Origin of the sequence: Massilia luteola, from assembly GCF_034420155.1 — a bacterium.
Classification (GTDB): Bacteria; Pseudomonadota; Gammaproteobacteria; order Burkholderiales; family Burkholderiaceae_D; genus Telluria; species Telluria luteola.
Genome location: NZ_JAXOFN010000042.1, coordinates 16,338 through 28,413, shown reverse-complemented (window position 1 = coordinate 28,413; position 12,076 = coordinate 16,338). Strand labels below are relative to the sequence as shown.

Genomic DNA, 12,076 nt, shown 5'->3' with positions numbered 1-12,076 from the left:
TCAGGCGATTGTAGTACCGAACCAGGCGCCGTAGGGCGGCAGCGTGACGGTCGTGCCGTCCACGTCGCCCGGCAGGCCGTGGCCTTCCAGCCTGTGCGCGCCCGCCGCTTGCGGCCAATCGAAACGCAAGGGTGCGTTGGTCACGTTGAACACCGCGAGCACGGACGGGTGGCCGTCGAGGTCGCGGCGCAGCGCCAGCGCCTGTTCCGGCACGTCGAAGAACACGATGTCGCCGCGCGTCAGTGCCGGCTGCGTGCGGCGCCAGTGGATGACCTTGCGCGCGAAGTTCAGCGTCGACTGCGGGTCCTGTTCCTGGCCTGCCTCGGCCAACGCCGCGTGCTCGGGCGGCACCGGCAGCCAGGGCGTGCCCGTCGTGAAGCCGGCATGCGCGCCGTCGTTCGTCCACGGCATCGGCGTGCGGCAGCCGTCGCGGCCCTTGAACTCGGGCCAGAACGTGATGCCGTACGGGTCCTGCAGCAGTTCGTACGGGACGTCCGCTTCCGGCAGCGCCAGCTCGTCGCCCTGGTACAGGCACGGCGTGCCTTTCAGCGACAGCTGCAATGCCAGCACCAGCTTGGACAAGGACGCGCGCGACGCGGGCGTCGCTTCGGCGCTCGCCCAGCGCGTGGCGACGCGGATCGAATCGTGGTTACCGACCGACCACGACGCCCAGCCATCCTTCACGCGCGCATTGAATTCCTCGACCTGGCGGCGGATATGGCGGCTGGAGAACTGGGGCGTCAGCAGGTTGAAGCTGTATGCCATGTGCAGCTTGTCCCCGCCGGACGTGTAGTCGGCCATCACGGCCAGCGAATCGTCGGCCCCCACTTCGCCGATCGCGACGGCGCCGAATTCGTCCAGCAGCTTGCGCAGCTTTTGCAGGAACGCGATGTTCTCCGGCTGGGTCTTGTCGTGGATGTGGGCCTGCATGCCGTACGGGTTCACGTCCGTGACGGTCGACGTGTCGCGCACGAGCGCGGGCGGATTGCTGCGCAGTTCACGGTCGTGGAAGTGGAAGTTGCAGGCATCCATGCGCACGCCGTCGACGCCGCGTTCGAGCCAGAAGCGCAGCGCGTCCAGATGCGCCTGCTGCACCCGCGGGTTGTGGAAGTTGAGCTGCGGCTGGCTCACGAGGAAGTTGTGCATGTAGTACTGCTTGCGGCGGCTGTCCCACTGCCACGCCGAGCCGCCGAACACCGACAGCCAGTTGTTGGGCGGGTTGCCGTCCGCGAGCGGATCGGACCACACGTACCAGTCGGCCTTCGGGTTGTCGCGGCTGGAGCGGCTTTCGGCGAACCACGGGTGGTTCTCCGCCGTGTGCGCCATCACCTGGTCGATCATGATCTTGAGGCCCAGGCCGTGCGCGCGCGCGACCAGCGCGTCGAAGTCCGCGAGGGTGCCGAACAGCGGATCGACGTCGCAGTAGTCCGCGATGTCGTAGCCGAAGTCCTTCATCGGCGACTTGAAGAACGGCGAGAGCCAGACGATGTCGACGCCCAGGCTGGCGATGTAATCCAGCTTGGCGGTGATGCCCGGCAGGTCGCCCACGCCGTCGCCATTCGTATCGAGATAGCTGCGCGGATAAACCTGGTAGATGATGGCTTCGCGCCACCACGGATTCTTGTCGTGCGAAGAAGTGGTCATCTGGTGTCCCTCTAGTAATTTTTACGCAATATACAGGATCGAGGGCATGATGACAATCGTCGCAAAAATAGGGAAGCTAGATTAAATGTTCATTTAAATCATTGACTTACGTGTTTTCACACAAAACTGAATCGCTTCTTGTGGTAGTCAAACTACATCAAAGAATGTTAACCTGTCGCGCCAACCGGACACTCGCACGACCATGACAAGACGAACTCTCCACGCCAGCGGCGCCCTCTTTTTCATCCTGGCCGGCGCCGGCGCCCATGCCGCCATCGGACCGGACGCCTGCGACGGCAAAAGCTTCCAGACCGTGCTGCACCCGGCCGCCGCGCGCTTCGATGCGCGCGCCGTCTGGCTCGACGGGCGGCTCGTCATCTGGCCGGGCAGCGCGTCCGGCGGCGTCTTCAAACTCTATCGCTCGGCGCGCGGCGCGATCGCCGCGCCGGCGGGCGGTACGGTGAGCGGCGCGGACGGCGCGATCCGCCTCGACGTCTTCGCCGGCACCGTGCCGCCCGCCGCGGCCACGCGCTTCAACTACCTGGCCGGGGGCCCCGTGCTGCGCGTGCGCGACGCCGACGCCGCGTCCCTGCCCGGCCTGCACCGCGGCCAGCTCGTGCTCGTGCGCGAGGACGCGACGGGCCGCGTGCTGGACGCCACGCGCGTCCAGGCCGCGGGCGCCCTCGACGACCTGTATGCGCCCGCCGCCGACCTGCCGCAGCTGGGCGTGGACGTCAGCGCCGGCCGCACGCGCTTCACGGTGTGGGCGCCGACCGCGCAACAGGCCGCCGTCTGCGTCTACGACGGCGGCACCGGCGGCGTGCGCGCCGTGTACCAGATGGACTTCGACGGCCGCACGGGCGCCTGGCACGCCGCGCTGCCGGGCGACCTGACCGGCAAGTACTACAAATATGCCGTCGACGTGCCGGTCGACGCGGGCATCGTGCGCAACCTCGTCACCGATCCGTACTCGATCAGCCTGACGACCGATTCGAAGCGCAGCTACATCGCGCGCCTGGATGCGCCGCACCTGAAACCGGCCGGCTGGGACACGACGCCCGCGCCGCAAACGATCAGGCATCAGACCGACATGGTCGTCTACGAACTGCACGTGCGCGATTTCTCGCGCGACGACGCGAGCGTGCCCGCCGCCCATCGCGGCAAATACCTCGCCTTCACGGACACCGGTTCGGACGGCATGAAGCACCTCGCGGCCCTCGCGCACAGCGGCCTGACGGACGTGCACCTGCTGCCCGTGTACGACATCGGCAGCGTGCCGGAAACGGGATGCGCGCTGCCGCAACCGGCCGGCAGCGCCGACGGCGACACCCAGCAGGCGCTCGTGAAACGCACGGCCGAAACGGATTGCTTCAACTGGGGCTACGACCCGTTCCACTACAACGCGCCGGAAGGCAGTTATGCGACCGATCCGGCCGACGGCGCCCGCCGCATCGTCGAGTTCCGCCAGATGGTGCAAAGCCTGCACAAGACAGGCCTGCGCGTGGGCATGGACGTCGTGTTCAACCACACGTTCATCGCGGGACAAAACGAGAAGTCCGTCCTCGACCGCATCGTGCCCGGCTATTACCACCGCCTGAACGCGAGCGGCGCCATCGAGCGTTCCACATGCTGCGACAACACGGCGACGGAAAACCGCATGATGGGCAAGCTGATGATCGATTCCGTCGCGCTGTGGGCGACGCAATACAAGATCGATTCGTTCCGCTTCGACCTGATGGGCCACCAGCCGCGCGCCGTGATGGAAGCGTTGCAGCGCACGGTGAATGCGGCGGCGGGCCGCAACGTCCAGCTGATCGGCGAAGGCTGGAACTTCGGCGAGGTGGCGGACGGCGCGCGCTTCGTGCAGGCCTCGCAGCTGTCGCTGAACGGCAGCGGCATCGGCACGTTCAACGACCGCCTGCGCGACGCCGTGCGCGGCGGGTCCGCGGGCGATTCGGGCGAAGCGATGTTCGGCCGCCAGGGCTGGATCAATGGCCTCGTCTACGATCCGAACGCGCACGCCGGCGACCGGCCCGCCGCGGACCTGCTGAAAACGGCGGACCTCGTGCGCGCGGGGCTCGCGGGTTCGATCCGCTCGTATCCGCTGCACACGTTCGACGACAAGACCGTGCCGCTCGCGGCCATCGACTACAACGGCCAGCCGGCCGGCTATGCGAGCGAGCCGGGCGAGGTCGTGAACTACGTCGAGAACCACGACAACCAGACCCTGTTCGACATCGACGTCCTCAAACTGCCGCTCGCGACGTCGAGCCAGGAACGGGCGCGCGTGCAGGTGCTGGGCATGGCCGTCGACGCGTTCGCGCAGGGCGTCGCGTACTATCACGCGGGCATCGACGTGCTGCGCTCGAAATCGCTGGACCGCAACAGCTTCAATTCCGGCGACTGGTTCAACCGCATCGACTGGACCTACCGCGACAACCACTTCGGCACGGGCCTGCCGCCGGCCGACGACAACGGCCGCGACTGGCCGCTGCTGAAGCCCCTGCTGGCCGACGCCGCGCTCAAGCCCACGCCGGCCGACATCGCGTTCGCGCGCGACGCGTTCCGCGACCTGCTCGCCATCCGCGCCAGTTCCACCCTGTTCCGCCTGCCGACGGCGGCGGACATCAGGCAGCGCCTGCGCTTCTTCAACACCGGCAGCACGCAGGTCCCGACCGTGGTCGCTGCGCACCTGGACGGCCGCGGCCTGGACGGCGCGGGATTCGCCGGCATCGCGTACGCCATCAACGTGGACAAGGTCTGCCACACGGTGACGGACCCGGACGCCGTCGGCAAGCGCATGCACCTGCATCCCGTGTTCCTGTCCGGGCACGCGGCCGACAAGCGCGCGACGCAGGCCACGTTCGACGGCGCGACGGGCGCATTCACGATCCCGCCGCGCACGGCCGTCGTGTTCGTCGAGGACTGAGGCGGGCTAGCGTCGATCTGACTGATACGAGGTGAAAAGCGCAATTTCCGGAATCCTTGGCACGTCGTCATTAGCACGTCCGGAATCCTTTTGGCACGTCGTCATTAGTACGTCGTCGTCCCCGCGCAGGTGGGGACCCAATTTTGCGCGGGCGGCCTCTCAAACTTGGGTTCCCGCCTCCGCGGGAACGACGTAAGAATTGATGCCGCGGGCCTTTAATCGATCCAAGAATAGAACCTAGACGGCTTCGTGACGCGGCTGTGTCCACGCCGCGTCCCGCCCGAACCATTCGACGAGGAAATCGATGAAGGCGCCGACCTTGGCCGACAGGTTCGCGCGTTCGGGATACACGGCATAGACGTCGGCGCTGGGCAGCGTCCAGTCCTTCAGCACCGGCACCAGGCGGCCCGCGGCGATGTGCTGGTGGATGTCCCACTCCGAACGCATCAGGATGCCGAAGCCGGCCAGCGCCCACTGCACGCCCGTCTCGCCATCGTTCGTGCTCAAGGTGCCGCGCACCTTCACCGTCTCTTGCCGGCTGCCCCGTTCGAGGTGCCAGGTGCCGTAGGCCGTGTCGCTCTCGCGCAGCACGATGCAGCGATGCGTCTGCAGGTCGCGCGGCGTGGCCGGCATGCCGTGCTCCGCCAGGTAGCCGGGAGCCGCGCACAGCAGCCGGCGGTTGCGCACGACGCGCCGCGCGACCATGCGCGAATCGGGCATCGTGCCGAACCGGATGCCGATGTCGAACGCCTGGTCGGCGAGGTTGACGGCGCGGTCGGTCAGGTCCAGCTGCACCTCCACCTGCGGATAGCGGCGCGCGAACGCCACCACGGCCGGCGCGATGTGGCGGCGCCCGAATCCGAACGTCGCGTTCACGCGCAACAATCCCTTGGGCACGGCCTTGCTGTTCGAGACCGACTGCTCCAGCTCCTGCAATTCGGCCAGCAGGCGCGCGCCCGTTGCCAGGTAGACCTCGCCCTCGTGCGTGACGCCGATGCGCCGCGTCGTGCGGTTCAGCAGGCGTACGCCGAGCCGTTTTTCCAGCTGCGCCAGGCGCGCCGTCACGGCGGGCGGCGTCACGCCCATCTCGCGCGCCAGCGCCGCCAGGGAGCCCTGCTGCACCAGGCGCACAAAGAATTCGAGGTCGGACAAGCGGTCCATTATTCAGTTCATCTTAAGAATAGATAAAAGTATTCTGCATTATAAAGCCATACGAAACGCCTACACTTTCTCCACCGGCGGCATCCACGTGCCGCCCCATCGGAGGAACCATGGCAACCACGCTGTACCAGAAACTCGTCGAATCGCACACGGTGGCGCGGCTCGACGCGCAGAACGTGCTCCTGTACGCCGACCTGCACATCATGAACGAATACACCAGCCCCCAGGCCTTCGCCGGCCTGCACGACGCGGGACGGGGCGTCGCCGCGCCCGGCCGGCAGATGGCGGTGGTGGACCACATCATCCCGACCCACCCGGTGGCCGCGCGCGTCATCCAGGACCCGCCGTCCGCGCTGCAGGCGACGAACCTGGCGCGGAACTGCCGCACGCACGGCATCGTCCTGTTCGACACCAACGACGCGCTGCAAGGCATCGAGCACGTGATCGCGCCCGAACTGGGCATGATCCGGCCCGGCATGGTCGTCCTGTGCGGCGACAGCCACACGACGACCTATGGCGCGCTCGGCGCCCTGGGCTTCGGTATCGGCACGTCGGAAGTCGAGCACGTGCTCGCGACCCAGACGCTCGTCTACCGGCTCGCGCAGGACATGCGCATCCGCGTCGACGGCACGCTGGCGCCGGGCGTCACGGCGAAGGACCTGATCATGCACATCATCGCCCGCATCGGCGCCCAGGGCGCGCGCGGCTATGCGGTGGAATTCTGCGGCGCCGCCATCGACGCGCTGTCGATCGAGGCGCGCATGACGCTCTGTAACATGGCGGTGGAGGCCGGCGCGCGCGGCGCGCTGATAGCGCCCGACGCCAGGGCGGTGCGCTACGTGCTCGAACGCGCGCCCGACATCGCGGGCGTCGTGCTCGAAGCCGCCCGCGCCGACTGGGCCGGCCTGCGGTCCGATGCCGGCGCCCGCTTCGACGCCGAACACGTGTTCGACGCGCGCGCCGTCGCGCCATACGTCACCTGGGGCACGAGCCCGGACCAGGCCGTGCCCATCGACGCCGTCATTCCCCTGCCGGCCGCACTGGACGGCACCGCGCGCGCGGCGGCCGAACAGGCGCTGCGCTACACGGGCCTGGAAGGCGGCATGGCCGTCGAAGGCGTCGCGGTACAACGCGTGTTCATCGGTTCGTGCACCAATGCCCGCATCGAAGACCTGCGCGCCGTCGCGGGCATCGTCCGCGGCCGCAAGGTCGCCCCCGGCGTACGGGCAATGGTCGTGCCGGGATCGGGCGCGGTGCGGCGCCAGGCCGAAAGCGAGGGCATCGCGCAGGTGCTGATCGACAGCGGCTTCGAATGGCGCCAGCCCGGCTGTTCGATGTGCCTGGCGATGAACGACGACGTCCTGGCGCCGGGCGAGCGCTGCGCCTCGACCACCAACCGCAATTTCGAAGGCCGCCAGGGACGCGGCGGCATCACCCACCTGATGAGCCCTGCGATGGCCGCCGCGGCCGCGGTCACGGGCCGCATCACGGACGTCCGCCAACTTGGAGAAACCCATGCGTGACACACACCCCGACACGACCAGGATCGAAGGCATCGCCGCCCCGCTGCCGGCGCCGAACCTCGACACCGACCAGATCATGCCCAAGCAGTTCCTGCGCGGGATCGACAAGTCCGGCCTGGGCCGCGGCCTGCTGTACGACCTGCGCTTCGACGCCGCGCACCGGCCGCGCCCGGACTTCGTCCTGAACCGTCCCGAGTACCGCAACACCCGCATCCTCGTCGGCGGCAGCAATTTCGGTTGCGGGTCGAGCCGCGAACACGCCGTCTGGGGCCTGCAGCAGTACGGCATCCGCGCCGTCATCGCGCCCAGCTTCGGCGAGATCTTCTACAGCAACGCGATGAACAACCGCCTGCTGCTCGTGATGCTGCCGGAGGACGTCGTGCAACGGATCATGGCCGACGCCGGCGACCCGGCCACCGCTGCGGTCGCGATCGACGTGGCGGCGATGACGGTAAGGAGCCACGGCATCGAGGCGGCGTTCAGCCTGTCGGAACGCCACCGTCACATGTTCCTGGAAGGGCTGGACATGATCGGCGCGACGCTCGCGCTGGACGAACGCATCCGCGATTTCCAACGCCGCCACGAAGCCGCCAGGCCGTGGCTGAAGGACGTCGCGCGCGTGACCCGCGCGCGCCTGGACGCCTGACGCGACCCAAACAACACCAAGGAGACAAGCATGGAAGCAGCAAGCACGCACGCACCCGTCGCGCCGACGGGCAAATGGCAGGCGCTGATGCGCCACCGGATCGGGCCCCTGCCGGTGCCGGTCTACGCCGTCATCGCCACCGTCACGGTCGCCGCGGCGGCGGCCGGCAAACTCCCGAACGACGTCATCGGCGGCCTGGCCGTGCTGATGCTGGCCGGCTTCCTGCTCGGCGAGATCGGCAACCGCATCCCGGTGCTGCGCCAGATCGGCGGCGCGGCGATCCTGTGCCTGTTCGTGCCGTCGGCGCTGATCGGCTACAAGCTGCTCGACCCCGGCATGCACAAGGCCATCACGACGACGATGAAGACGGCCAACCTGCAATACCTGTACATCGCGGGCCTCGTTGCCGGCAGCATCCTCGGCATGCGCCACCGCGTGCTCGTGCAAGGCTTCATGCGCATGTTCGTGCCGCTGCTGGCGGGGACGTTCGCAGCCATCGTGGCCGGCGTGTCCGTCGGCCTGCTGTTCGGCTACGATCCGCTGCACACGTTCTTCTACATCGTCGTGCCGATCGTCGGCGGCGGCATCGGCGAAGGCATCCTGCCGCTGTCGATCGGTTATTCGGAAATCCTCGGCCAGCCGCAGGCGGACCTGGTCGGGATGCTGGTGCCGGCGGCGCTCGTGGGCAACGTGGTTGCCATCGTGGCCAGCGGCGTGCTGCGCTGGATCGGCGACCGGCGCCCCGCCCTGAACGGCAACGGCCTGCTCGTGAAATCGGGCGACGACGCCGAGCTGCTGAACGACACCCGCGGCAGCGAGCCGCTCGACCTCGGCCTGATGGGCGCGGGCCTGCTGATCGCCTGCGCGTTCTTCATCCTCGGCGCGCTGCTGTCGACGTTCACGGGAATCCCGGGGCCGATCCTGATGATCGTCAGCGCCGCGCTGCTGAAGGTGTTCAAGGTCGTGCCGCCGCAGATGGAACTGGGCGCGTACCAGATGTACCAGTTCTTCTCGAAGAACCTGACGTTCGCGATCCTCGTCGGCCTGGGCACGCTGTTCGTATCGTGGAAGGACCTGGCGCATGCGTTCACGCCGGGCTATGTCGCGATCTGCGCGGCCAGCGTCGGCGCGCTCGTGGCGACCGGTTTCTTCGTCGGCAAATGGCTGAACATGTACCCCGTCGAAGCGGGCATCGTGACGGCCTGCCACAGCGGCCTTGGCGGCACCGGCGACGTCGCGATCCTGTCGGCCTCGAACCGCATGGGGCTGATGCCGTTCGCGCAGATTTCGACCCGCATCGGCGGCGCCGCGATGATCGTGTGCGCGACGCTGCTGCTCAAGGCATTGCACTAAACCGTTTATACTGCCCGGCTTTACCGGATCCACACGTGCACAACCCGTTATTCGCTTGCGTCTTCAACCTCGGCCTGGGCGCCGTGCTCGGCGTGGCCGGCGGCCTGCTGGGCATCGGCGGCGGGCTGATCGCCATCCCCGTCCTCGGCTATCTGTACGGCATGGACCAGCACCTGGCCCAGGGCACCGCACTCGTGATGATCGCGCCGAACGTGCTGATCGGCTTCTGGCGCTACCACCAGAAGCACCGCGTCGAACTGCGCGCGGTGGCCGCGATCGCGCTGTTCGCGATGGCCAGCAGCTACGTGGCCGCGCGCCTCGCCGCGGGCATCCCCGCCAGCGGGCTGCACACCGCGTTCGCCGTGTTCCTGGTCGTACTCGCGCTGTATTTCGGGGCGCCGTCGCGCAACCGGGCCGACGCGCCGCCTGCCAGGCCGGTGCCGCGGGCCGTGCTCCCGCTGCTCGGCATCGCCAGCGGCGCCATGTCCGGCATCTTCACGGTGGGCGGCGGCCTGGTCGTCGTGCCGGCGCTCGTGAGCCTGTTCGGCATGCAGCAGACGCGCGCGCAGGGCATGGCGCTGGCCCTCGTCGTGCCGGGCGCGCTGGTCGCGCTGCTGGCCTATGCCCAGGGCGGCAACGTCAGCTGGGCGACCGGGCTGCCGATGGCGGTGGGCGGCGTGCTGAGCGTGTCGTGGGGCGTGGTGCTGGCGCATAAGCTGCCGGCCGCGCGCCTGCGCCTGCTGTTCTGCGTCGTCCTGCTCGGCACGGCCGCGGCGATGCTGCTGGCGCCCCGCTGACGCGCTGGCTGGACCACTTGCCGCGCCGGTCCAACCACTCTACAATGGTCCGATGACAGGCCGCCCTCCACGGAGACCATGAACCGCCCACTTCTCGCCGTCCTCGCCCTTGCCGCCTGCACGTCGGCCGGGGCCGCCACCCGATCGCCCGCCAACGGGGCCGCCAACGTCAATCCGGACACCCACCTGGTCCTGCGCTTCGCCGGTCCGCCGCACATCGGCAATGCCGGCACGATCCGCATCTACGACGCGGCCGACGACCGCCTGGTCGACGTGCTCGACATGAGCATCCCGGCCGGCCCCACCGAACGCGCATCGGGTCCGTATCCGCCCTACCTCGCCGCGCCATACGACTACGGCGGACCGCGCCGGACCAACGCCGACACCACGCCGGGCACGCCGTCCGCTCCGGGCATCCAGCCGGCTGCGGGCCGCTACCAGCTGACGATCATCGGCGGCTTCACGGACGGCTTTCATTTCCATCCCGTGATCGTGCACGGCAACGCCGCCACGATCTATCCGCACCACGACCTCCTGCGCTACGGGACAACGTATTACGTGCAGATCGACCCGGGCGTGCTGACGGTGGCCGACGGCAGCTTCCGGGGCGTCGCGGGCAAGCGTGGATGGCGCTTCGCGACGAAGGCGCGCGGACCGGCCGCGGACGCGCGCCGCGTGACCGTGGCGGCGGACGGCAGCGGCGACTTCGACACCGTGCAGGGCGCACTCGACTTCGTGCCGGACGACCACGCGGGCCGGGTCACGATCTTCGTGAAGAACGGCGACTACGAGGAAATCGTCTACGCCCGCAACAAGCACGACATCACGCTGCGGGGCGCGAGCCGCGACGGCGTGCGCATCCATTACGCGAACAACGAGGTGTTCAATCCGCACCCGCCGAACGTCGGCACGAACGAGTTGCCGGGCACCTTCCCGTCGCGGCGCGCGGCGTTCGCCCTCGACCACGTGCACGACGTCGCACTGGTGAACCTCACCATCGCGACGACCTTGGGCGGCCAGGCGGAAGGCCTGCTGCTCAACGGCGAGCGCGACATCGTGAAAGACGTGACGATCCTTGGTGCCGGCGACGCGCTCCAGACGAACGGCAGCGCGTACTTCGAGAACATCCGCCTGACGGGTACCGGCGACACGATCCTCGGCCGCGGTCCCGCCTACTTCCGCCACTGCGAGATCGAATCGCGCGGCGCGTTCATGTGGATCCGGAATCCGCAGGCGAACCACGGCAACGTGTTCGACCACTGCACGTTCCGCGCGACCGGCGGCGCAGCCGTCCTCGCGCGCCTGCCCGAGAACAAGGGCCGGAACTACCCGTATGCGGAAGCGGTGCTGCTCGACGCGACGCTGGAGGGCATCGCGCCCGCCGGCTGGGGGCCCATCGAGGGCGATGCGTCGCACGTGCGTTTTTGGGAATTCAACAGCCGGGATGCGAACGGCAAGCCGGTGGACGTGAGTGCGCGACATCCGGCGTCGCGCCAGCTCGACAAGGATCGCGATGCCGAGACGATCGCCCATTATCGCGATCCGGCCTGGGTGCTGGGCGGCATGGTGGCGCGCCGGAAAGCGTCCAGGCGCTGATCGGCTGCACAACCTGGCCCGCCTTCGCGGGCCTTTTTTTGCCATCGTTACTCTTCCAACGGCCAGACCTCTACGGTCCCATGAGCAACGGCGCAAGGCGACGCCGACACCAGTGCGATCGCCTCCGCCATGTCGGCGGCCTCGATGATCGCGAACCCGGCGATCGGCAGCTGTGCCGACATAAAAGGCGCATTCTCCGTCACGACACCGCGCGCATCCGGGTTTCGCACCTGGACGGGTGCGCCTGCGATGCCGATCAGGGCCCCGCGCCGTTTCAGCGCCTGGTCGTTGGCGTGAGCCGCGTCGCGTACTGCAGGGTCGGTGCGGTCATAACCGGCCCGGTCACCATAACCGATCGTCACGAATCTTGGCATACCCCCTCCTTGGACAAGACCTGTCCTTATGACACCGAAAGTATGCTAGCAGC

At 68.4% G+C, this 12,076-nt stretch carries 9 protein-coding genes; 6 read left to right on the top strand and 3 right to left on the bottom strand.

Annotated elements, in window-relative coordinates; translation table 11 throughout:
* Nucleotides 1-1,644 carry an alpha-amylase family glycosyl hydrolase gene (locus tag U9J41_RS26505; RefSeq protein WP_322405174.1) on the bottom strand — a complete coding sequence of 548 codons (1,644 nt, stop codon included), beginning with the start codon at nt 1,642-1,644 and terminating at the stop codon, nt 1-3.
* A gap of 202 nt (nt 1,645-1,846) precedes the next feature.
* On the opposite strand from U9J41_RS26505, the gene U9J41_RS26500 reads away from it, so the two are divergent.
* Nucleotides 1,847-4,573 (top strand): alpha-1,6-glucosidase domain-containing protein, encoded by a 2,727-nt coding sequence (locus U9J41_RS26500; RefSeq protein ID WP_322405173.1) that lies wholly within the window; start codon nt 1,847-1,849, stop codon nt 4,571-4,573.
* Nucleotides 4,574-4,810: 237 nt separating this feature from the next.
* Here the strand turns inward: U9J41_RS26500 and U9J41_RS26495 are convergent, their stop codons facing one another.
* Nucleotides 4,811-5,734 (bottom strand): LysR family transcriptional regulator, encoded by a 924-nt coding sequence (locus U9J41_RS26495; RefSeq protein ID WP_322405172.1) that lies wholly within the window; start codon nt 5,732-5,734, stop codon nt 4,811-4,813.
* A 110-nt stretch (nt 5,735-5,844) separates the two neighbouring features.
* Between U9J41_RS26495 and leuC the strand changes: the two genes are divergently transcribed.
* The 5 genes from leuC to U9J41_RS26470 all read left to right on the top strand — a co-directional run bounded on the left by leuC (nt 5,845) and on the right by U9J41_RS26470 (nt 11,649).
* Nucleotides 5,845-7,257 (top strand): 3-isopropylmalate dehydratase large subunit, encoded by a 1,413-nt coding sequence (gene leuC / locus U9J41_RS26490; protein ID WP_322405171.1) that lies wholly within the window; start codon nt 5,845-5,847, stop codon nt 7,255-7,257.
* The gene (leuD, locus tag U9J41_RS26485; protein WP_322405170.1) at nt 7,250-7,903 is read left to right on the top strand and encodes a 3-isopropylmalate dehydratase small subunit; all 654 of its coding nucleotides are present in this window, start codon (nt 7,250-7,252) and stop codon (nt 7,901-7,903) included. The genes leuC and leuD overlap by 8 nt, the downstream gene beginning before the upstream one ends.
* 30 nt (nt 7,904-7,933) lie before the next feature.
* Nucleotides 7,934-9,256, top strand: a complete 1,323-nt coding sequence (locus U9J41_RS26480) for a 2-hydroxycarboxylate transporter family protein (protein WP_322405169.1) — start codon at nt 7,934-7,936, stop codon at nt 9,254-9,256.
* A gap of 35 nt (nt 9,257-9,291) precedes the next feature.
* Nucleotides 9,292-10,053: a sulfite exporter TauE/SafE family protein gene (locus U9J41_RS26475; protein WP_322405168.1), complete on the top strand. Its 762-nt coding sequence runs from the start codon at nt 9,292-9,294 to the stop codon at nt 10,051-10,053.
* Between the two features lie 78 nt (nt 10,054-10,131).
* Nucleotides 10,132-11,649, top strand: coding sequence for a pectinesterase family protein (locus U9J41_RS26470; RefSeq protein WP_322405167.1), 1,518 nt, complete (start codon nt 10,132-10,134; stop codon nt 11,647-11,649).
* Between the two features lie 47 nt (nt 11,650-11,696).
* Here U9J41_RS26470 and U9J41_RS26465 read toward each other — a convergent pair whose 3' ends face one another.
* Nucleotides 11,697-12,023, bottom strand: a complete 327-nt coding sequence (locus U9J41_RS26465; protein WP_322405166.1) for a YciI family protein — start codon at nt 12,021-12,023, stop codon at nt 11,697-11,699.
* Nucleotides 12,024-12,076 lie beyond the last annotated feature (53 nt).

What these genes read in the sequence shown, in the direction of transcription:
- U9J41_RS26505 (WP_322405174.1), bottom strand. Translation starts at nt 1,644, where the DNA reads ATGACCACTTCTTCGCACGACAAGAATCCGTGGTGGCGCGAAGCCATC.
- U9J41_RS26500 (WP_322405173.1), top strand. Translation starts at nt 1,847, where the DNA reads ATGACAAGACGAACTCTCCACGCCAGCGGCGCCCTCTTTTTCATCCTG.
- U9J41_RS26495 (WP_322405172.1), bottom strand. Translation starts at nt 5,734, where the DNA reads ATGGACCGCTTGTCCGACCTCGAATTCTTTGTGCGCCTGGTGCAGCAG.
- leuC (WP_322405171.1), top strand. Translation starts at nt 5,845, where the DNA reads ATGGCAACCACGCTGTACCAGAAACTCGTCGAATCGCACACGGTGGCG.
- leuD (WP_322405170.1), top strand. Translation starts at nt 7,250, where the DNA reads ATGCGTGACACACACCCCGACACGACCAGGATCGAAGGCATCGCCGCC.
- U9J41_RS26480 (WP_322405169.1), top strand. Translation starts at nt 7,934, where the DNA reads ATGGAAGCAGCAAGCACGCACGCACCCGTCGCGCCGACGGGCAAATGG.
- U9J41_RS26470 (WP_322405167.1), top strand. Translation starts at nt 10,132, where the DNA reads ATGAACCGCCCACTTCTCGCCGTCCTCGCCCTTGCCGCCTGCACGTCG.
- U9J41_RS26465 (WP_322405166.1), bottom strand. Translation starts at nt 12,023, where the DNA reads ATGCCAAGATTCGTGACGATCGGTTATGGTGACCGGGCCGGTTATGAC.